Origin of the sequence: Leptospira dzoumogneensis (assembly GCF_004770895.1) — a bacterium.
Lineage (GTDB): Bacteria > Spirochaetota > Leptospiria > Leptospirales > Leptospiraceae > Leptospira_B > Leptospira_B dzoumogneensis.
In genome coordinates this window covers 211,921-232,077 of record NZ_RQHS01000010.1, presented here as the reverse complement: position 1 = coordinate 232,077, position 20,157 = coordinate 211,921, and the positions used below count along the sequence as shown (strand labels likewise).

The 20,157-nt window shown below is 43.3% G+C and carries 21 protein-coding genes; 17 read left to right on the top strand and 4 right to left on the bottom strand.

All coding sequences use genetic code 11. The features are described from left to right. Nucleotides 1–133 precede the first annotated feature (133 nt). The 17 genes from fliN to EHR06_RS06815 all read left to right on the top strand — a co-directional run bounded on the left by fliN (nucleotide 134) and on the right by EHR06_RS06815 (nucleotide 16,766). On the top strand, nucleotides 134–1,207 hold the full coding sequence (fliN, locus tag EHR06_RS06895; RefSeq protein ID WP_100769492.1) for a flagellar motor switch protein FliN: 1,074 nt from the start codon (nucleotides 134–136) through the stop codon (nucleotides 1,205–1,207). Beyond that, nucleotides 1,204–1,992: a flagellar biosynthetic protein FliO gene (gene fliO / locus EHR06_RS06890; RefSeq protein ID WP_135756317.1), complete on the top strand. Its 789-nt coding sequence runs from the start codon at nucleotides 1,204–1,206 to the stop codon at nucleotides 1,990–1,992. The genes fliN and fliO overlap by 4 nt, the downstream gene beginning before the upstream one ends. Nucleotides 1,993–2,048: 56 nt before the next feature. Beyond that, nucleotides 2,049–2,843, top strand: coding sequence for a flagellar type III secretion system pore protein FliP (fliP, locus tag EHR06_RS06885; protein WP_208757755.1), 795 nt, complete (start codon nucleotides 2,049–2,051; stop codon nucleotides 2,841–2,843). Then, a complete protein-coding gene (gene fliQ / locus EHR06_RS06880) occupies nucleotides 2,840–3,103 on the top strand; it encodes a flagellar biosynthesis protein FliQ (RefSeq protein WP_100707118.1) in 264 nt (87 codons plus the stop codon). Before fliP ends, fliQ begins: the two co-directional genes overlap by 4 nt. A gap of 9 nt (nucleotides 3,104–3,112) precedes the next feature. Further along, entirely contained in the window at nucleotides 3,113–3,892 is a 780-nt protein-coding gene (gene fliR / locus EHR06_RS06875) for a flagellar biosynthetic protein FliR (protein ID WP_135756316.1), read from the top strand. Between the two features lie 44 nt (nucleotides 3,893–3,936). Next, nucleotides 3,937–5,085 (top strand): EscU/YscU/HrcU family type III secretion system export apparatus switch protein, encoded by a 1,149-nt coding sequence (locus tag EHR06_RS06870; RefSeq protein WP_244288537.1) that lies wholly within the window; start codon nucleotides 3,937–3,939, stop codon nucleotides 5,083–5,085. A 15-nt stretch (nucleotides 5,086–5,100) separates the two neighbouring features. Continuing rightward, on the top strand, nucleotides 5,101–7,218 hold the full coding sequence (locus EHR06_RS06865; protein ID WP_135756314.1) for a flagellar biosynthesis protein FlhA: 2,118 nt from the start codon (nucleotides 5,101–5,103) through the stop codon (nucleotides 7,216–7,218). Between the two features lie 39 nt (nucleotides 7,219–7,257). After that, nucleotides 7,258–8,535, top strand: coding sequence for a flagellar biosynthesis GTPase FlhF (gene flhF / locus EHR06_RS06860; protein ID WP_135756313.1), 1,278 nt, complete (start codon nucleotides 7,258–7,260; stop codon nucleotides 8,533–8,535). A gap of 41 nt (nucleotides 8,536–8,576) precedes the next feature. Further along, a complete protein-coding gene (locus tag EHR06_RS06855) occupies nucleotides 8,577–9,482 on the top strand; it encodes a MinD/ParA family protein (RefSeq protein WP_008597222.1) in 906 nt (301 codons plus the stop codon). Next, a complete protein-coding gene (locus tag EHR06_RS06850; protein ID WP_135756312.1) occupies nucleotides 9,479–9,964 on the top strand; it encodes a hypothetical protein in 486 nt (161 codons plus the stop codon). The genes EHR06_RS06855 and EHR06_RS06850 overlap by 4 nt, the downstream gene beginning before the upstream one ends. 273 nt (nucleotides 9,965–10,237) lie before the next feature. Beyond that, nucleotides 10,238–11,038, top strand: a complete 801-nt coding sequence (gene whiG / locus EHR06_RS06845; RefSeq protein WP_086446535.1) for an RNA polymerase sigma factor WhiG — start codon at nucleotides 10,238–10,240, stop codon at nucleotides 11,036–11,038. 151 nt (nucleotides 11,039–11,189) lie between these two features. Beyond that, nucleotides 11,190–13,172 (top strand): FapA family protein, encoded by a 1,983-nt coding sequence (locus EHR06_RS06840; RefSeq protein WP_135756311.1) that lies wholly within the window; start codon nucleotides 11,190–11,192, stop codon nucleotides 13,170–13,172. Nucleotides 13,173–13,177: 5 nt separating this feature from the next. Beyond that, a complete protein-coding gene (locus EHR06_RS06835) occupies nucleotides 13,178–13,543 on the top strand; it encodes a hypothetical protein (protein ID WP_100723639.1) in 366 nt (121 codons plus the stop codon). 63 nt (nucleotides 13,544–13,606) lie between these two features. Next, nucleotides 13,607–14,815 (top strand): hypothetical protein, encoded by a 1,209-nt coding sequence (locus EHR06_RS06830; protein ID WP_135756310.1) that lies wholly within the window; start codon nucleotides 13,607–13,609, stop codon nucleotides 14,813–14,815. Then, nucleotides 14,815–15,096: a DUF370 domain-containing protein gene (locus EHR06_RS06825; RefSeq protein WP_008597280.1), complete on the top strand. Its 282-nt coding sequence runs from the start codon at nucleotides 14,815–14,817 to the stop codon at nucleotides 15,094–15,096. The genes EHR06_RS06830 and EHR06_RS06825 overlap by 1 nt, the downstream gene beginning before the upstream one ends. Nucleotides 15,097–15,110: 14 nt before the next feature. Next, complete coding sequence (gmk, locus tag EHR06_RS06820; RefSeq protein ID WP_135756309.1) at nucleotides 15,111–15,644, top strand: guanylate kinase; 534 nt, start codon at nucleotides 15,111–15,113, stop codon at nucleotides 15,642–15,644. Nucleotides 15,645–15,713: 69 nt separating this feature from the next. Further along, on the top strand, nucleotides 15,714–16,766 hold the full coding sequence (locus EHR06_RS06815) for a DUF3089 domain-containing protein (protein WP_135756308.1): 1,053 nt from the start codon (nucleotides 15,714–15,716) through the stop codon (nucleotides 16,764–16,766). Between the two features lie 102 nt (nucleotides 16,767–16,868). Here EHR06_RS06815 and EHR06_RS06810 read toward each other — a convergent pair whose 3' ends face one another. From EHR06_RS06810 to EHR06_RS06795, 4 genes are all read right to left on the bottom strand, one after another. Next, complete coding sequence (locus tag EHR06_RS06810; RefSeq protein ID WP_135756307.1) at nucleotides 16,869–17,264, bottom strand: TOBE domain-containing protein; 396 nt, start codon at nucleotides 17,262–17,264, stop codon at nucleotides 16,869–16,871. A 4-nt stretch (nucleotides 17,265–17,268) separates the two neighbouring features. Continuing rightward, nucleotides 17,269–17,910, bottom strand: a complete 642-nt coding sequence (locus tag EHR06_RS06805; RefSeq protein WP_135756306.1) for a periplasmic-type flagellar collar protein FlbB — start codon at nucleotides 17,908–17,910, stop codon at nucleotides 17,269–17,271. Between the two features lie 157 nt (nucleotides 17,911–18,067). Next, nucleotides 18,068–18,640, bottom strand: a complete 573-nt coding sequence (gene fliJ / locus EHR06_RS06800; protein WP_135756305.1) for a flagellar export protein FliJ — start codon at nucleotides 18,638–18,640, stop codon at nucleotides 18,068–18,070. Between the two features lie 3 nt (nucleotides 18,641–18,643). After that, on the bottom strand, nucleotides 18,644–20,008 hold the full coding sequence (locus EHR06_RS06795; RefSeq protein WP_135756304.1) for a FliI/YscN family ATPase: 1,365 nt from the start codon (nucleotides 20,006–20,008) through the stop codon (nucleotides 18,644–18,646). Nucleotides 20,009–20,157: the final 149 nt, after the last annotated feature.

Below are 20,157 nucleotides of genomic sequence, written 5' to 3'. Positions count from 1 at the left end.
TCACTCCAAAACTAGGCTTTTATCTAATAAGCCCCCGGCCTTTTCCTACCGATTTTCTGAGCAAGAAAAAAAAGGGTCGACAAATTTCTTTTTATTATGTCTCCTAATCCAAAACTAAGAGAGAGTGCCCAATATGGGTGAAGGATCCCTTTCCCAGGAAGAAATAGACGCCCTTTTAGCGGGTGCAAACGATTCATTTGATCCAGGCAGCAGCATGGCTGCCGGAGGCGGGTCCAAGGAAGCTGCCGGTCTTTCTCCGGTAGATAGGGATCTTCTGTCTGACTTTCTTTCTCATTGTTTTATGACTGCAGGGAATACCTTAGCAGCTATTCTTTCTAAAACTTCCAACTTCATGAATCCGACTTCCGAGGCAAAGTCCCGGAAGGATGTGGAAGCGGAACTTAAGTCCAACACGTTTTTATTATATTCTACCTATTCAGGAAATCTGAACGGAAGAGTTGTTCTTGCGATGGGGGCCGATAATGCGGCTCGTATCGCAAACATGATGATGGGTGGTTTCGATTCAGGCGGTCTGGACGAAGGCCAGCTCCAAACTCTAAGAGATAGTTTGACTCCTATTATGGGAGCGCTTCAATCTCAGATCGCTGCTAAGACAGGTGGCGGAGTGAATGGTTCTCCTGCTGAGACCAGGCATGTAACTTCTCCTGCCGCATTGGTGCTCCCGGAAGGTGATCCACTTGTGCGGACCTTCTTCAATTTAGCGATTGAAGGACTTCCATCTTTTAGAGTTCAGTTCATTCTATCTTTATCCATGGCGAATGATATTCTCTCCCTTTCCAAAAGATCCGGAGGAGGGGGAGGCGGAGATTATGGTGGCGGCGGCTACCAAGGTGGAATGGGCGGCGGAGGAATTTCCCAAGTAGGAATGAAGGGAGTTTCTTTCCCGAATCTTGCAACTGCAAGCGGCGCCCAAGGCACTCCGAACCTGAATCTTCTCATGGACGTTCAGATGTCCGTGACCGTGGAACTCGGAAGAACCAAGATGTATATTAAAGATATCTTAGGTTTGGGAGAAGGTTCCATCATAGAGTTGGACAAGTTGGCAGGTGAGCCGGTGGATCTTTTAGTGAACGGTAAGTTGATCGCGAAGGGAGAGGTTGTGGTCATCGACGAAAACTTCGGTGTGCGTGTAACGGATATCGTAAGTCCGGCCGATAGGATCAAGCCGGAGTCGGGAGGCGGATGAGCCGAATTTTTCAAACGATCCATTCGTTTTTTTCAGGATTCGGCTCCCTCGCTTTGGCGTTCGGAGTCTTTTGTATTTTATCGGGTATTGCCGGAGGATTATACTCCCAAGGTTCCGAAAGAGAACAAATGGACGAAGTTCTCAAGAGGGAATTGGGCACTGCTGACAAAAAGGCCCCTGAATCTTCGGCACCTTCTACTCCTAAACAAGAGGAGAAGAAGGAAGCGGCAACTGAGTCAGCGCCGAATCCTGTGGAAGAAAGATATAAGCCTGTTTCGGATGGACCAAGTCTCGCAGGGATCTTATTTAGGATCGTTCTTGTATTAGGGATTCTTTGTGGAGCTGCATATTGGGTCTTAAGGACTCTTGCAAAATCCAGAGAAGGTTCTCTTCCCGTTCGAGGAGAAATGAATCTTCTTGGGAGTTTGAACCTGGGCACGAACAAACAGTTACAAATCGTGGAAGTGACTGGGCAAATTTTCGTATTGGGTGTGGCGGATAACGGTATTAATTTAATTTCCGAAATTACGGATACGGAAACTAAGGCAAGGCTCCAGAGAATGAGAGACGAATTTAAACCTCCGGAAGGCGGTTTCTTAGTCACTGCTCTGGAACAATTAAAGGATTTGAATATTCGTCTGACCGGAAAGTCGGAAGATGAAGAACAAACTCTTCGCCAAACTCCAAGTGAAAGAAAAGAGAAACAGAGAAAACTCAAAGAGAAGTTAGACGAAATTAAGAAGGAAAGGAATAGTCTGGAGAACGGATTATTCGATTTGAACTAGGGGGAAAAGTGGGAGAGGGGTTCGCTACAAAGGCAGGGAAAGAGTTTTCTGAAGGTATGAGACATAAATTTATTATGTGGAAGATACTTTCGGGAGTCCTTCTTTTTGCCGTTTTGATAATTGCGATCCCCGAGGATACTTTCGCCCAAGCAAATGCGCCTAGGATCCCTATCCCAAATCTGAATATCAATGTGAACGAGGCAAAAGGTCCTAGAGAAACGAGTCTTTCTTTGATGATCCTTTTCTTGGTTACCATTCTTTCTTTGGCTCCTGCAATCGTGATGTCCCTGACTTCTTTCACTAAGATAGTGATCGTTCTGGATTTTGTGAGAAGGGCACTTTCTATCCAGAACCTTCCGCCTAATCAGGTAATGGTGGGCTTAGCGTTATTCATGACATTCTTTATCATGGCTCCCACCTTGAATATCGTGTATGAGAAAGGTCTGAATCCGTACATGGAAGGCAAGATAGATACAAACGAATTTTTTGATAAGTCCATGATCCCTCTTAGAGAATTTATGATGAGGCAGATCGGTACAAGCGGAGCCAAGGATGTGGCTCTATTTTTAAAGATCGGAAAAGTGGAGAATGTAGAATCATTCGACGATGTTCCGAATTATGTTCTTATTCCCGCGTTCATGCTTTCAGAGATAAAGAAGGCGTTTTGGATCGGGATTATCATATTTATTCCGTTTATCGTAGTGGATCTTGTGGTGGCTTCCGCACTTCTCTCCATGGGTTTGAATATGCTTCCTCCTGTGATGGTAAGTTTGCCGTTTAAATTGATCTTATTCGTTCTTGTGGATGGTTGGAATTTAATCGTCTACGAGCTCGTGAGGAGTTATAAATGACGGAAGTAGATGCAATCACTCTGATCAGAGACGCATTGTTTGTGACTCTGAAACTTTCTTCTCCCATCCTGCTGACTGCGATGGTGGTAGGGTTGATCATAGGTATTTTACAAACCACAACTTCTATCCAAGAGCCTACGATCGCTTTTGTTCCTAAATTATTATCCATTTTTGCAGTGATCGTGATCTTTGCGGGTTGGATGCTCCAGACAATGACTGATTATACCAGGGATCTTTTCCTGATGATAGAGAAGTTTTAGATTCAAAAAATGGAATACTTTGTAGGAAATTTCCAAGTGTTTCTTCTGATCCTGGCAAGGATCGTGGGGCTTCTATCCGTGGCTCCTGTGTTCTCCTTTGCTTCCATCACTTTTGCGCAAAGGATGACTCTTGGTTTTCTGATCTCCGTAATTTTATTTCCTGTAAGTGCAGGTTTTGTTCCTCCGATCCCGGGCAATATGACTGATTACGGTTTAATCGTGATGGCTGAGGTATTGATCGGTGTGCTAATGGGATTTTTAGTGAGTTTGGTATTCTCTTCCTTCCAAATGGCGGGAGAATTTTTTAACGTCCAACTTGGTTTCGGTTACGCTGAGATCTTGGATCCTATCTCTCAAACAAGTCTTCCTGTGATCAGTACTCTTAAGAATATGTTGGGTATGCTTCTGTTCCTCTCACTCGGAGCTTACCGTTTTCTATTCGAAAGTTTGGTATATTCATTCGAGAAGGTGCAGGTTTTGAAACTTGTGCCAGAGATCCAAGACGGTCTTTACAAGGCGATGGAAGAGGCGATCGGTGCTATGTTCCTGGTGGCTTTCAAAATTTCCCTGCCGATTCTTGGAGTTCTATTCTTAGTTACTGTTTCGGAAGCTTTGATGGGCAAAGCCGCTCCTCAGTTGAATATTCTACAGCTTAGCTTTCCCATCAAGATCGCGATCGGTCTTGTAGTTATGATCCTGATTGTTCCTTTTTTGATCACTCAGATGGACAATGCATTCCAACTTTCTTTCGAGAAGATGAACCTAATGCTGAAAGGATGGCCGAACTAATGGGATCCTTTTGGAAGAAGATGTCGGGACTTTTCTCTGATGCGATGTTGGAATTCCTACACGCGACTCCACGCCCACAGCCCGCTGCTGTTCCTTTTCGGATCAACCTGCAATTATTCGCAGCGGAAGACGAAGGACGTACACAACCTGCCAGCGAAAGAAGAAGAAGGGAAGAAAGAGAAAAAGGAAACGTTCCTAAGAGCCCCGAAGTCGCATCCGCGATCGTTCTACTCGCAGGCATCGTTCTGATGTATCTCATGGGAGAATATTTTTTCATGAGATCCTATTATCTTTTGAGAAAATATTTTTTCGGAATACGTTCAGCGAATGTGGTTAGTTCCGAAACAGTAAGTGAACTTCTGAACAATGCTCTTGTGGATATTACGCAGCTGCTTCTTCCTTTAATGGGGATCACAGTGGTTGCTGCGATTGTTGGTAATGTTGTTCAAACTGGATTTTTATTCGCACCTCGTGCATTGGCTTTCAATTTCGGAAGGATACGTCCTAATTTCAAAAAGGTACTTCCGAATCGCCAGACATTATTCAGCTTAGGTAAGTCCTTAGTCAAAGTAGCCGCGATCGCTTGGGTTTCCTATTTTGTTATAGAGAAGGACTTCTTCAAGATACTCATGCTCGGGAATATGGGGCTCGAAGAATCGGTAGCATTAATCACTTACACTGCATTCAAAATTTTTATAGTAGTAGGTATACTACTTCTCGCGATCAGTATCGGGGATTACTTCTTCCAAAGATACGAATACGAAGAAGCACTCAAAATGACTCCTTCCGAATCCAAAAGAGAGATGAAGGAACAGGACGGGGACCCTTCTTTACAAGCCAGAAGAAGACAAATGGCCAGAGACCAGATCAAAAAGAGCAAGATGCTGGCAGAAGTTCCCAAAGCGGACGTGGTCATTACCAACCCGACCCACTTTGCGGTGGCATTAGAGTATAAACCGAACAAACACAGAGCGCCTGTCGTGATCGCAAAGGGTGTCGACGATTTCGCATTACGTATTATCCGGGTGGCAAAGGCGAACGATATCGCAACAGTCGAAGACCGCCCAATGGCAAGGACACTTTATGACGAGGTGGAGATTGGACAGGAAGTTCCTGCTAAATTCTATACCGCCCTAAGTGTGATCTTTACGAAACTCGAATCTTTCCGGAGAGCGTTCCGAAACGCTTCTTAAGCCTAGGAGAATATTATGGATAAGAAATGGTATACACAATCCGACTTCATCCTGGGTGCGGGAGCGGTAGCTGTCGTCGGGATGTTAGTCGTTCCATTACCGGGATTTATTTTAGACATTCTGATCTTATTCAGCTTGGCATTAAGTTTACTCATCGTTTTGACTTCTTTGTCTATCAAGGAGCCGGCTGAATTCTCTATTTTTCCTAGCTTATTATTGATCACAACGATCTATCGATTGGCTCTGAACGTTTCTACAACCAGACAAATTTTGTCGAAAGGTCCTGCGGTAAATAGTGCGATCATCGACGCATTCGGTTCCTTTATAGTGGGAAGTGAATCCGGTTTAAGTAAGTATGTAGTTGGATTTATTATCTTCTTAATTTTAGTGATCGTTCAGGTGCTTGTGATCACTAAAGGTGCGACCCGTATCTCCGAAGTGGCAGCAAGGTTCACGTTGGATGCATTGCCTGGTAAACAAATGGCAATCGATATGGAACTTTCTACCGGGAACATAAACGAGGCAGAAGCCCGAAAACGTAGAAAGAAGATAGAAGCAGAAGTGGACTTTTACGGTTCCATGGATGGAGCGAGTAAATTCGTGCAAGGGGACGTGAGAGCAGGGCTGATCATCACAGGGATCAACCTGATCGGTGGAGTTATCATCGGTGCAAGTATCCGAGGTGAATCTTTCATAGCTGCAGTCGAAACTTACGGAAAATTCACCATTGGTGACGGACTTGTTTCCCAGATCCCTGCGCTTCTCACTACAGTCGCTACAGGTATCATAGTTACTCGTTCAGGTTCCGAATCGGATCTCGCAAAACAATTTAAGACGCAGCTATTTGCAAACTCCAAGGTATTGTATGTAGTCGCCGCCTCTATGGGGCTCGGTTCATTTATTCCCGGGTTACCTTTTATCCCGATGGTACTTCTTGCGGGAGGACTTGCATATCTAGCTTACTCACTTGAAAGAACAGTCCAAGAACAGCTAGAGGTTTTGGAGAAGAAGGAAAAAGAGGCCGTCGGAGACCGCAAACCTAGAGACTATTACGACGAACTTAGGATCGAGCCTATCGAGATAGAATTCGGTTATCATTTGGTACCACTCGTGGACGCTACTCAAGGCGGAACATTGATGGACCAAATTTCCAATTTAAGGGGAAAATTCGCTCGTGAAAGCGGGATCGTTATTCCTCCGATCCGTATATTAGATAATTTGGAAATACCTCCGGATCAATTCACGATCAAGATCAATGGAGTGGAAGTAGGCTCCAGTACAATCCGTCCTGAAAAACTAATGGCAATGCCTTCCGCGGAAAGCCAGGATCTTTCTTCTATCGAAGGAGAATCTTTCATGGAACCTGCTTATGGGAGGACCGCGAAATGGATCTCTGCGGATTCGAAAGGAGATGCGGAGTCCAAAGGTTTTATCGTGGTGGACTCTTCTACCGTAATCATCACATATTTGAGAGAATTACTTGCGACTCACGCTTCCAGTTTGCTCGGAAGAGAAGAAGTCAAAAAACTTTTGGATCATTACAGATCTCAGTATCCGACACTTATCCAAGAATTGGAAGCGGACAAACCGGGGAATTTGGGAATGTTGCAGCAAGTACTTCAGAATCTTCTCAGAGAAGGTTTGGGGATCCGCAATCTTGTCCCAATTTTGGAAACAGTTGCAAACAAGATGGGCAAGTATCCGAACCCATATGTTCTTACGGAATTCGTAAGACAATCTATCTCCAATACGATCGTAAAAGATTATATGGTGGATGGAAAATTACAAGTCATCGTGGTAGAAGGCCGGGTGCTCGACAGATTGAACAAGTCTCTGGCACAGGATCGTTTGGAAGGAAGGGATATTTTGGTACTTCCTCCGGATTTCCAAAGAAGACTTTTGGAATCAGTAGCGGATATGAACCGCAAAGTCCAAGAAGGAAGAGGATTCCCGATCTACGTGGTGAACAGAGAAGTAAGAATGCCTTTCGCTTATTTTTTAGCGAAAGAATTCCCGCCTAGGAACTTCGCGGTTCTTGCATTGGAAGAAGTTCATTCATCCGTTCCGACGGTAATCGCAGGCGAACTTAGGATTGCACAAGCCCAGGCGGCGGAACCCGCGGAAGTGGTTTAGTAAAACGTAATATTTTAATCGAAAAAACAGGAGGATCACATGGATTTCGCAAAGATTAGGGGCAAGGATCTACAGGACTGCCTAATGCAGATGAAGATGAAATATGGCCCGGAAGCCCATGTCATCGAACATAGGATTTTGACCGAAGGCGGGGTTTTCGGGACTGGACTTATGGCCCGCAAGGTTGTGGAGATCCAAGTTGGAATTCCTGAAAAGGCAAGTTCCAGAGAGAAGGTGGAGAAAAAACTCCAAGACCTAAAAGAACTACTCAAACAAAAGTCCACTCTTGGATCCGAAAAAAGAAGAAGCCTAGAAGAATTGCCTAGCTGGGAAGAAAGAACTTCTCGCCCAAGCAGAGCTTCTTCTTTGCCGAAAGAACTGATAGAAGTCACTTCCGAAGCGATAGAATCCGAAGAGAATTTAGGACTTTCTTTCTCCAAAGAATTCGAGCCTAAAATTTCCAGAAAGGTCCGTAAAGAGCAGGATTCCAATATCCTTAAAATGAGGGATAAGCTTGTCAAAGAAGGAATGAGCGAGGCTTATGCGGAAGAAATTATTTCCCAAGCGGAGCAGAGACTTTCTCCTTTGGATCGTTCCCGGACAGTTGCAGTTCAGGAAAAAATTGTAGAGGTTCTTTCCGAAAGAGTGCAGGTGGAACCGGACATTTTTAAAGGAACCAGAAGAGGACAAAGAAAAGTGGTTTTCTTTGTGGGACCTACAGGCAGCGGAAAAACAACTAGCATCGCAAAACTAGCCGCTAAGTACCATCTTCATATGGGAAAATCAGTGTCTCTTTACACGACTGACAACTATAGGATCGCTGCGATCGAGCAGTTAAAACGCTACGCAGATACCATGGAAATGCCTTTTTATGCCGTAAAAGATCTGAAACGTTTTCAGGAGACCCTGGCAAGAGACGGATCGGAACTGATCTTAATAGATACTGCGGGTTACAGCCATCGCAATGTGGACCAGCTTAGTAAAATGTACGGATACCTTTCCGCTTTCGGAGAAAGGGACAACGTAGAAAATATCCTTGTATTATCCGCCACATCTTCGTATCATCACACCCACTCCGTAATGAAAGCCTACGAACCCCTTGGTTTCCGTAGAATTTTATTAACTAAACTGGACGAAGCGGAATTTTTGGGTGGATTTCTGGAACTAGCCGATACACTTAATAAGGGTTTTACCCATTTAAGTGTTGGCCAAGAAGTTCCCTTCGATATGATCCCAGCGGAAAAACACCAACTCGCTGAATGCGCAGTAAATCCGGAAAAACTCATCGAGATCCGTGGAGAAGTATTCTCCGCTTAAGGTTTCGGTAGAAAACCTAAGTCCCAGAGAAAGAGGTTAGGATGGACCAAGCGACTCAGTTGCGGAAACTTACCGAGGGTAATACGAGTTTGAAACTCGTGTCTTCAACCAAACCTATGACTAAGATTATAGCGATCGCTTCCGGAAAGGGTGGGGTCGGTAAAAGTACTATCTCCGTAAACCTTGCCATCTCCATGGCAAAGGCAGGACAGAAGGTCCTAGTATTCGACGGAGATCTAGGACTCGCTAACGTGAATGTGATCTTAGGGATCATCCCTAAATACAATTTATATCACGTAGTCAAGGGACATAAAAGTTTAAAGGATATTATCATCCAAGCTCCGGAAGGAGTGGATATCATCGCGGGCGCTAGCGGTTATTCACAACTCGCGAACCTGAACGATACCCAAAGAAATAATTTGATCAAAGGATTCGCCGATCTGGATTCTTATGATTATATGATCATAGACACAGGAGCAGGGATCAGTTCTAACGTGATCGGACTCACACTTCCTGCGGATGATGTGATCGTAGTTACTACACCGGAGCCTACCGCAATCACGGACTCTTATGGACTGATCAAAGCGATCGTTTCCCAAAGCAGAGATAAAAATCTAAAGATGGTGGTGAACCGTGTACGTTCCGCTATCGAAGGGAAAAAAGTAGCGGATCGTGTGATCGATATCTCAGGTCAGTTCTTAGAAGTTCGGGTCGAAAATTTAGGATTCATCTTCCAAGACGACGAGGTGGAAAAAAGTATCCGGGAACAAAAACCGTATATCATCCATTCGCCTAAGAGCAAGGCAGCAGCTTGTTTGAATCGGATCACATATTCTCTACTCAACCAAGAAATGGATAATTTAGATGATTCCGGGATCACCGGATTCTTCCGTAAGTTTTTCAATTTTGTGGATGTGAGAGAAAAACAACAGAGCGAGGAAGAGTGAACCTGCAAATTGGTTTCCTCGCTTTTTTCTCCTTTTTAGGACTCATCGTAAGTCTGGTCTGCGGCATCATGGTCGGAAATTATTTCGGCCATATCATATTCATTACCTTTTTATCCACGGTCGGTATGGCTGTTTTTGGATTCGGAGTATATTCCGTATTAGCTTCCAAAGTTCCCGAGTTTTTAGAATTGTTGGGTAATTTCACCGGCGCTCATTCCAGCGGAGATGAGGATGGTTTGGATGGTGGAGGTCGTCATTCCTACTCAGAACATGCAGATACGGATACTTCTACCCCTCATTTTGATTCTCCGGGCAGCGCAGACGAAATGAGAGCTGCCGCGAGCGGGATCCCTCGTAAAAAGGCGGATAAATTCGGGGATCATATCATCGTAGAAAATATCGCGATCAAAAACGAGCCTAAGTTAATGGCGGAAGCGATCCGTACAATGCTCGCGAAAGACGACGGCAGCCAGGAAAAATAGGCCGCGTCCTTCGCGGGTAGTGAAAGAAATATCCCTACTTTTCCAGCTCTGCGTCTCCGTGAACTCTCCGCGATCATTTGTTTTTTTGAGGCTACTGAGATCACGGAGGTTTTGAATGTAGGAACTCCGGCACCGCGATTTTAGCGTAAATCCGCCTAGAAACCCAATGAGACAAAAAACTGCTTGATTTCCCTTTTTTGAGTCAAAAAATGCTATTGCAAATCGGTTTGGTCCACGACACTCTTAAGCAGAGGACCAGCCCATCCCGTAGTTATGTCCAAACTTTTCGAAAAATACAATAATACGGATGAAACCGAACTTTGGAAGTCCTACAGGGCAACTAAAGACCAGAATATTCGCAGTTATCTTGTAGAAAAATATTCTCCTCTAGTCAAACACGTGGCTGGTCGTATCGCGATCGGTATGCCTCAGAACGTTGAGTTCGATGATCTTGTTTCATACGGTGTGTTTGGACTTCTAGATGCGATCGAAAAATTCGATCCGGATAGACAGATCAAATTTAAGACCTATGCGATGACTCGAATCAGAGGTTCTATCTTCGACGAACTTCGTTCCATCGACTGGATCCCTCGTTCCATCCGCCAAAAAGCGAAACAGTTGGAACAAATTATCGGAATGCTCGAGAATAAAGAGGGCGCTCATGTCGAAGATGAGGCGATCGCAAAAGAAATGGGGATCTCCGTCGAGGAGTTCAACTCACTTCTTACTAAGATCAGCGGCACGTCACTCGTCTCTTTAAATGATATTTGGTTCCTTGGCGATGAGAACGACGAGGTTTCTTTCATGGAGACATTAGAATCTCCTATGAACATGAACCCGGACACGATCATCGAAAAAGAAGAGATCAAAAACGTGATCGTGGAAGCGATCAAGACACTTCCGGACAAAGAAAAAAAAGTAATCGTTCTCTATTATTACGAAGATCTAACATTAAAAGAGATCGGAGAAGTATTGGAAGTAACCGAATCCAGGATTTCCCAACTTCATACGAGAGCTGTAGCAAGACTTCGTAGTAAATTAGGAAAAGTGAAATCGGTTATTAGTAAAAAGTAATATACTTAGCTGCGCAGGAATCCTTGTTCTGTATTACAAGGGAATAGGAAGTTTGGAATATGTATCGCTTCCTATGGGGCGCGATACACCCGTTCTCCGGGGAATCCGATCTTCTAAACACCCGGACCCAAATGGATAGGAGGAGTTTCTTTTGAGTCTTACATCCTTTCTAAAAGACCAATCTAAAGAATTAGATAAGCTCCAACATGAGCAAGTCGAAGTCATAGCTCCTACATTAGAAAAATGTCTGCAGATGGCTGCTTCTCACCTTAAAAGAAAATCCCATGAGCTGGACTATATAGTAATCAAACGTGGAAAGAAAAAACTTTTCGGTTCGGAACCTTGGCATATCAGAGCATCCGTTCTACCGGAAGATACATTCTTAGACGAACTTTCTGAACTGGACAAAAAGCTCACAGGTGGATCCGGCAAACTAGTCTCTAAAGATCTGAAGGAGTTCCTACAACCTAAGGACAGAGACGGAAGAGCGGTCGTTCAAATTTTCAGAAATGGAACTTATCTCACGGTCTATCCACCTTCCGGCGAAGGAAAACCGATCGAACTGTCCGAAGTTTCTCGCAGACTCTCCGTTCGAGGAATTAATGAAGTAGATGATAATCAGATCCGTAAGATCGTAAAAGAGACCAAGGGAGAACCTATCTATATTTCCAATATGAAACCAAGGCAGGGAGCCGAAGGTAAAATGGTATTGGATATTGCTCCTGATAAGATGAGGGCAAAGATCACTTTTATTCCACCTAAACCTGCGGGCAGAGATCTAGAGGTAAAAGACGTAGTCAATTATCTCAAGAATGCAGGGATCAAATACGGAGTAAAAGAAGAAGAGATCCAAAGAAGGTTGGAAGACGAATTTTACAACCAACCTTTCACCGCGGCAGAAGGAGATCCTCCTGTGAACGGTAAGAACGCGCAGGTCATCTATCATGTTCGTATCAGTAAGAAGGTAGTCTTCCGAGAAGATGAATCCGGAAAAGTGGATTATAAGGATATGGATCTGATAGAGAACGTTGTGGTAGGACAACTTCTGGCGGAAAAAATCCCAGCAGAAAGAGGGAAGTACGGCCGCACATTATTTAACGAACTTCTTCCTGCAAAAGACGGATTAGATACCGAACTCAAACAAGGAAAGGGAACCATCCTCTCCGAAGACAGAACCAAACTCACAGCAGAAGTGAATGGACAAGTGGTCTATGCAAGCGGTAGACTTTCCGTGGAAACTGTTTATAGAGTGAACGGCGATGTTGGGATCAAAACAGGTAACGTTACATTCCTAGGTTCAGTGATTATCACCGGAAACGTAGAAGATAATTATTCTGTAAAAGCCGCAGGAAATATAGAGATCTACGGCACGGTCCAAAAAGCAAACGTAGAAGCTGACGGAGACATTATCATCCGCCAAGGTGTTTCCGGTAGGGATGAGGCCCGGATCGAATCCACGGGCGGGAACGTAATCGCAAAGTTTATCCAGAACGCAACCGTAGTCACGGAAAAAGATGTGATAGTACAAGAAGGGATCCTTCACTGCTTTGTGAGTGCAGGAGGAAAAGTGGTCTCCAATGGTAAGAGGGGACAGATTGTAGGGGGTACGATCCGCGCTTCCGATACGATCGCTGCCAAGGTCATAGGATCTTCCGCCAACCCTGCAACGGAACTTATAGTAGGAACGGATCCTAAGGTATTAAAACAGATCTCCGAATACGAAGAGAAACTGGCTGAAAACCAAGACAAGTTCGAACAAATCTCCAAAAGCCTTAAGACTCTCAAGGCCAGAAAGGAGAATGATCCTGCTTCTTTCACCCAAGACCATGAGCAGCAATTGGTCAAGACCAGTAAGGCCACTGAAAAACTGGAGATACGAGTCCGTGAATACGAAAACGAGATCCAGAACCTCAAGTCATATATAGAAGAAAGGGCCGCAAACGGTAAGATCAGTGTAGAAAAGACCCTATTTGGCGGGGTGACCATCAAGATCAAAAGTGCTGACTTCAAGACCCGTAACGAGATCAAACATAAGACTTTCGTGGAAGAGAACGGGGTGATCCGACAATTGCCGTACCAAGATCCGGAACCGGATAAAAAAGACTGGAGAAAAAACAGATCTAGAGGAAAATAAAGGATATGAGGCTGAACGAACCTCTTTCCGGATACGGTGCCGCGAACGATCTGGTCCGAAGGACTATGGTGGAGAACCCACATACTCTTTCGAACGTAATCGCTCAGAACGAAAAATCGGTCCGAGAGTATTCTATAGATAAAAAGTATGCGGTGCAGATGTACACCGAGACTTTTTCATTATCTCCTGAATACAGAGAAAGACTTCGTAACTCATACACCCAAAGGATCGGAGAAATAGAAAAGGAAATCCGTTCTTTTAAAGGGCCAAAACCCGAGGGTGGAAAGGAGAGAATTTTCTCCTATGATAAGAGCGGTAGAAAAACCGAAATTCGGACACCTACTCGTTCCACAGTGGACTATATAGCTTAATAAAAACGCTCTGGCTTTCCGAGGGATGTTGTTGGAAATATCCTCGAAAAGGACGCTTGTGCGATGGAATTATTCACAGTCCTATTCTTAAATATTATTATAGCCATAGGCTTATACGTAGGCGTGTCCGCTCAGGTGACTAAGAGGATCCGTTCTCATATGATCCGTCGTATCAACGAAGAAATTCGGACATTAGTAGACGAGATCCAAACGGAAACCGAAAGTCAGATAGAACTTTTAAATTCTAAGATCCAAGCCTATAAAATTTTAGTACAACGTTCCGATTCTTTGGAGGATAAATACAGATCTATTCTCCAAAAACTGGAATCACTTCCGGATAGAATATTTTCTAACGAAGGTAAAAAATTAGAAAAACAGAATATTTCTTCCGAACCATTAATGGAATTCGAAACGGTAGAAGAAGAATTAGAGACCAGTAGGCCTTCTATCCTTACTCACCAAGAGGAAGTGCAAATTTCAGACGAAGAAAAGTTCAAGAATGAATATCTGACTTTAATTCGTGAAAAACAAAAAGAACTAAAAACTGCTCCGACCGAATCTTTGGAGAATAGAAAACAGGAACTTGCTGCAAAAGCGGGAGAAGGAGTAGGCAGGCTTTATAAACAGAATCTGAGAGAAAATTACTCCCCAGAAAATCCTAAACAGTTCTTAGATCCTGATAGAAAAAATCTCAAAAAAGAAACTGCTGCCGTTCAGGAAGAAGAGTCCGGGACTTTGGGAATTCTGAAAAATTTCGGCAAGACGATCAAGAATGTAATGGGTTGGAAAGATTCTCAGGAATTGATGTCCGAAATTTCTCCCACTAGAACTCCTCAGCCGATGTACAATCCAAGTTCTACATTTGATATTTCCTTGGATGGAGATCCATTCGAAGAGAATAAGATCGAATTTTCGGAAGATATCAGCGGAGGTTCTCTGAAGGCGGAGCCCGATTATACTCCTGAATTGGATCCTAAAAAAACGAGTTCTAAGTCCAAAAGAACGGACAATAAAATTCCTGCAGAAGAGAATTTCGGAAAAATCCTGGAAAGAAAAATGACGGGCTATACTCCTCAAAAACAGGATTCCTTAAAAATTTCTTCCGAAACGGCGCTAAAAGACCTAGGAGAAGGGGCGAGTAAAATAGAGAAGGTCGTTTTCCTCTTGAAAAAAGGATACTCCCATGAGGAAATCTCAGAAGCCTTGGATCTCGCCACCGGTGAGGTGGACATTATCGAAAGATTTAGGTTGGAGAGAAATAGGAGGACCTAATGTCCCAATTTAGCGTCTTGAACGTAGGTTTTGGAAATATAGTTATGGTTTCCAAGATCGTGGGTATCATTCATTCGGATTCGGCTTCCGCGAAAAGGATCCGAAACGAAGCCAAAAGTAATAACAGTTTGGTAGACGCGACGCAAGGGAAAAAGACCAGGTCCATTATTATCACTGACTCCAACCATTTGATCCTTTCCAACTTAAGAGTCGAAGCTCTCACAAGAAGGATAGAAAGCAGGGATAATTCTATCGCAGAAGAAGAGGAAGAAAAGGACTGAAATCTCCCAAGCTAATCGTTCTGTCCTCCGTTGCAGGAGGAGGCAAATCCACACTTATCCAAATGATCCGAGCCAAACACCCAGATTTGGCTTTTTCAGTTTCTTGTACTACCAGGGCCCCGCGTCCAGGAGACAAGGAAGGAGTAACGTATTTTTTCCTGAACAAAGAAGAATTCGAATCCGGGATCGATAAGGGAGAATTTTTAGAATGGGCCAAGGTCCATGATAATTATTACGGGACTCCACTAAAGTTCGTGAACGGGTGTATGTCCTCAGGCAAGTCCGTAATCATGGACTTAGATGTTCAAGGTGCAGCTCAACTAAAACGAAAGTTGGGAGAAGAAGTAATCACTATCTTTATACTTCCTCCAAATGAAGAAGAATGGGAAAAAAGACTACGAGGTAGAGGGACCGATTCAGAAGAAAGTATCTTAAAAAGGATCAAAAATGGAAAAGAAGAGCTGGCTCATAAAGATGAATTCGATCATATTATAGTGAACGATACACTGGAACATGCATTGTCCCGTTTAGAAGAGATTTTATTTTAAGAATTTTTTCTAAATTCGGAAACCTAAACTGTTCTCCGCTGTCTTATTTTGGACCAAGGATTAGGCGCTATGAAATTCTTACTCAATTTTCTTTTTGTTTCTATATTCGCTATCATTAGTTTTCAATGTATAGTCCTCATCAAACCCAGAAAAAATTTTGAAGAGAGTAAAAATTTAACTCCTCCTGATTATTCTAAATCCGAATTTTGGGCGGCACTTCCGGATAAAAAAGATAACGCAGATCTTGTTCCTGAAAATTCAAGCCTAAAAGAAAATCAATCCTTAGCAGAGGCGGATACTTTTTATATTCATCCGACTACATTACTTCTTCGACCTAAATATTGGAATGGAGATCTAAAGGATGAAAGTTTAAACGAAAGAACGGATAAACATCCTATCAAGACCCAAGCAAGTGCGTTCAATGAATGTTGTAAGGTTTATGCACCTAGATATAGACAGGCTGCATTTTTTGTTTTTACGAAAGATGTTCCGGAAGGTGAGGCCGCGTTAGATCTTGCATTCCAAGACGTGAAGAACGCATTTCTCTATTATATGAAACATTGGAATAAAGGACGTCCTTTTATCATTGCCTCTCATAGCCAAGGCACCAGACATTCTGTTCGTTTGTTAAAAGAAGTAATTTCTTCTAATCCGGAATATAAGAAAAATCTGGTAGTGAGTTACTCGATCGGTTTTCCATTTAAGAAAGAAGAGACAGGTTTGCCTGTATGTTCCAGTCCGAGAGATACGGGATGCGTGGTAGGTTGGAACTCCTATATCTGGGGGAATTCTCCCGGCAGACTATTGGATAGATATGGAAAAGACACTGTTTGTGTGAATCCACTCAGTTGGAAACAGGATGAAGAAGTTTCTCCAAAGTCCGAAAATTTAGGAAGTGTGAACCGAAGTTTTGATCAATTACTCCCAGGAGTTGCGGATGCAAAATGTAATTCCGGGGTTTTATGGATCCACGAGCCTGAGATCAGTCGGACCCCCAACTTGGGAAAAGATGGGAATTTACATACCGGAGATTTTCATTTCTTCTATGCGAATATTAGAAAAAACGCAAAAGAAAGATTAGAAGCCTTTAAGGCACAGAGTGTTAAAAGAGGCAGAGAGTAAATTATCACGCAGAGCCACGGAGAACGCAGAGTTGTAATTATAGAATATGAATCAATATAACTTTAACTTCTCTGCGTCTTTACGCCTCTGCGTGACAAAATATTAATTTGTACAGTAGGTCTGTTCTATGACGATAGAGGGCATATCCGTTCTTTTTCCGTCCAATTCCAGCTTCTTATTTTTTAGATAGAATCCGCAGACTTCTACATAAGAACCGACGGATACTCGGTTCATTAAACTGTAATCGTCCGAATCCAGAACTACCGGTTTACCGGAAAAGTGAACTACGAATCGGATGGAATTTCCTTTGTATAATACATGGGTTACTGTGCCTGCAACTCGTACAGTTTCTCCGACCGCTTTGCCTGGATTATTGACTAACTCTTCGCCCGAAACATATTTCGATTTTGCGGGAGCGGAAGATTTTTTGCTCTTAGAGTAAATTGCTCCTGTAGAAATTAATAATACTGAAAGAAATAGGATCGTTTTCTTTTTCATAATTTTAAAGTTCTTCCGACTCGGAATTGGATTCAGGAGCCTTGATCACGTCGGATCTGGACAACCATTTATTCGTAATATTCGCCCTGCGTTCCGCCGGGAATAAGGTGAGAAGGTAGGTAGTGATCGTTTGTCTACCGTCCTGTTCAGCATCCTTGTCCATTTGGATGAATACGTCTATGATGTCCTTGTCCGGCCAATTGGTAAGCATCTGCACTGCATTATCAGGAGGCATATTCGCTACCTTCTCCGCCATGACCTTAACCAATTTACCTCTGCTATTCCTTTCGGATTCGGAAGATTTTAGCTCATTCTCCTTGGAAGTAAGACCTCGTTTGAGTTCCTCGATTTTTTCGAGTTCCGCTTCCAAACGTTCTTTTTCTTTTTTGAGTTCTTCTTCTTTTTGAGAGATCTCGTCTCTGTCCTTAGCGAGTCTTTCCATTTCTTTACGGAATTCTAACTTCTCCAATTCGGAAGGGGATTCTGAGTCCGCATTCACTAAGCCGGGCTCCGTTCTTAAAAAAGGAAAAATTTCAGCAGCGTCTATGATCTGAAAATAATGGAACGCAAAAAATCCGATCAACACTAGGAAGAAGATCAGAAGTATTAGATATACTGCTCTTGCTTTGTCGGTTAAACTTGCCACTTTTTATACCCGGATGTCCAGCCTGGAGCCTGAAATTCTTTTTTCCAATTCTCCCGCCTTGTTTTCCAAATTAGAAATTTTATCTTGGAGATTTGCCATGCTCCCGATTAAAGGATCGGTAGATCCTACCGTTTTACGTACTTCTAAAAAGGGGAGGTCACTTTTTATAACGCTCGTAAAGTTTTCTGAGTTCAGAAAGTCCCGCATCTTCTGTACCGGTGCGCTCGACGCCTCCCGTATCATAGGTAAATACTTTCGGATCCCGTTTAGATCTATCATCCCCATAAATTTCCTCCCTCTGTTTCCTATAAAGATCTGCTAAAAATTGCTCTTCTGCCTGGATTTTTTCCGCCTTTCTATAGGAGTGCATATACTCCTTGAAGCGGTTCTCTTTTAGAAGTTCCAGTACCTTCTTCTCTTTTCTTGCTTCCGAGACTTCCGTTCTTTTTTTTTCGACCGGTTCATCGAAAGAACGTATTTCATTTTCTAACTCCGTGTTTCGAGTTAGAAGTTGTCTCATATAAGTTTGTAAATAAGAATACTCTCTTAGATCAGCGCTTCCTGATAATGTAGTAGAAGATAAAGAATGTATTCTCGCGTCATTAGAGTCTATTTCCGATTGTCTTTGGTTGACTTCTGCCACGAGTTCGGAAAGTTCTTTGAGTTTTTGGTCTTCTTTGATCTTCTTTAAACGAAGTACCGGTTCGAGTCTGAATTGGAATCTTTTCATAGATTAAAATTCCTCTTCTTCTCTTTCTTCTTTTAAGATATCTCTTAAGCCGCTGACTGTTTGTGGGAAAAGACTTCTTTCCGTAAGTCTTTGTTTTAGATAAGAATCTATTTTATCTTTTTTGCGGATGGCAAGATCCACTTTAGGATCGGATCCTCTTACATACGCGTTCAATAAGATCAATTCTTCCACAGAATTATAAGTGGAAATAAGTTCTCGGATCATCCCGGCTCTCATAAATTGATCTTCTTCCACTATGGATTGCATTACCCTGGAAAGGGATGCAGGTATATCGATCGCAGGGTAATGGTTTCTTTCGGCCATCTTACGAGAAAGAATGATGTGGCCGTCTATATAACCGCGAACCGCATCAGCGATAGGATCTTCCATCTCGTCAGTGTCGGTTAGGATTGTATAAAATCCTGTGATACTTCCCCCTGATTTGGAAGTACCGGAACGTTCTACAAGTTTTGCTAATTTAGTAAAAACGGATGAACTAAAACCTCTTGTGATAGGAGGTTCATGGTTGGAGACAGAAATCTCCCTGTTTGCATGTGCGAACCTGGTCAAGGAATCCATCATCAAGTTTACATGAAGTCCTTGTTCTCTGAAATATTCCGCGACTGAGGTAGCGAGTAGGGCGCAGTTGACCTGTTCCATTTTAGGCGCGTCGGAGGTTGCCGCGAATACTACGGATTTTGCGAGACCTTCTTTCCCTAGGTCTCTCTCCAAAAATTCGTTCACCTCTCTGCCTCGTTCTCCTACGAGCGCGATCACGTTTACATCCGCGTTAGTGAACCTAGCGATCATACCGAGTAAGCTGGATTTACCTACTCCTGATCCGGAGAAGATCCCTAATCTTTGTCCTCTACCTACTGTTAAAATTCCATCGATTGCTCTTACACCTGTAAGAAGAATATCCCGGATCACCGGTCTATCCAGAGGATTGATACTTTCACCCTCAGGAGATTTTTCTTCGGAAGTGATGATGAGACCTTTTTTGTCGATTGGACGTCCTACACCGTTTAATACTCGGCCGAGTAGTTCTCTTCCGACGGGAACATTCAAACTTCTTCCCGAAGAAAACACGAAAGCGTCGGGATACACACCTTCTACAGGACCTAAAGGCATCAGTGTATATACATGATTTTCGAAACCTACGATCTCGCATTGAAGATAACCTTCCGTTCCTGCTTTCTGGACTTCCATGATCTCTCCGATCTTGGAGTCCGGAGGTCCTTCCGAATAGATTACGTTTCCGGAAACTCGAACAACTCTTCCGGATTTGCGGATGGTTTCTGTGCGGTCCAAGATCAGGAAATACTTGGAGATGACGTCTACCTTTTCGTGAAACTTCTTCTCTATCATGATCTTAGGCTCTTAGATACCGGATACTGTCCCTGGGATTTTGCCCGGAGTCAAGTGATAATGAGAATATAACCGAATTATGTCACTTTGGGAACTAATGCAAAACCCGTCGAAGTGCCTACAAAGAAAACCCCCCTGACCCGACCGCC

Excerpts from the sequence above, each read along its gene's own strand:
- fliP (WP_208757755.1), top strand. The coding sequence starts at position 2,049 with ATGAGACATAAATTTATTATGTGGAAGATACTTTCGGGAGTCCTTCTT.
- fliQ (WP_100707118.1), top strand. The coding sequence starts at position 2,840 with ATGACGGAAGTAGATGCAATCACTCTGATCAGAGACGCATTGTTTGTG.
- fliN (WP_100769492.1), top strand. The coding sequence starts at position 134 with ATGGGTGAAGGATCCCTTTCCCAGGAAGAAATAGACGCCCTTTTAGCG.
- EHR06_RS06795 (WP_135756304.1), bottom strand. The coding sequence starts at position 20,008 with ATGATAGAGAAGAAGTTTCACGAAAAGGTAGACGTCATCTCCAAGTAT.
- EHR06_RS06835 (WP_100723639.1), top strand. The coding sequence starts at position 13,178 with ATGAGGCTGAACGAACCTCTTTCCGGATACGGTGCCGCGAACGATCTG.
- EHR06_RS06825 (WP_008597280.1), top strand. The coding sequence starts at position 14,815 with ATGTCCCAATTTAGCGTCTTGAACGTAGGTTTTGGAAATATAGTTATG.
- EHR06_RS06855 (WP_008597222.1), top strand. The coding sequence starts at position 8,577 with ATGGACCAAGCGACTCAGTTGCGGAAACTTACCGAGGGTAATACGAGT.
- EHR06_RS06830 (WP_135756310.1), top strand. The coding sequence starts at position 13,607 with ATGGAATTATTCACAGTCCTATTCTTAAATATTATTATAGCCATAGGC.
- EHR06_RS06870 (WP_244288537.1), top strand. The coding sequence starts at position 3,937 with ATGTTGGAATTCCTACACGCGACTCCACGCCCACAGCCCGCTGCTGTT.
- EHR06_RS06810 (WP_135756307.1), bottom strand. The coding sequence starts at position 17,264 with ATGAAAAAGAAAACGATCCTATTTCTTTCAGTATTATTAATTTCTACA.
- EHR06_RS06865 (WP_135756314.1), top strand. The coding sequence starts at position 5,101 with ATGGATAAGAAATGGTATACACAATCCGACTTCATCCTGGGTGCGGGA.
- fliJ (WP_135756305.1), bottom strand. The coding sequence starts at position 18,640 with ATGAAAAGATTCCAATTCAGACTCGAACCGGTACTTCGTTTAAAGAAG.
- flhF (WP_135756313.1), top strand. The coding sequence starts at position 7,258 with ATGGATTTCGCAAAGATTAGGGGCAAGGATCTACAGGACTGCCTAATG.
- fliR (WP_135756316.1), top strand. The coding sequence starts at position 3,113 with ATGGAATACTTTGTAGGAAATTTCCAAGTGTTTCTTCTGATCCTGGCA.
- fliO (WP_135756317.1), top strand. The coding sequence starts at position 1,204 with ATGAGCCGAATTTTTCAAACGATCCATTCGTTTTTTTCAGGATTCGGC.
- EHR06_RS06815 (WP_135756308.1), top strand. The coding sequence starts at position 15,714 with ATGAAATTCTTACTCAATTTTCTTTTTGTTTCTATATTCGCTATCATT.
- whiG (WP_086446535.1), top strand. The coding sequence starts at position 10,238 with ATGTCCAAACTTTTCGAAAAATACAATAATACGGATGAAACCGAACTT.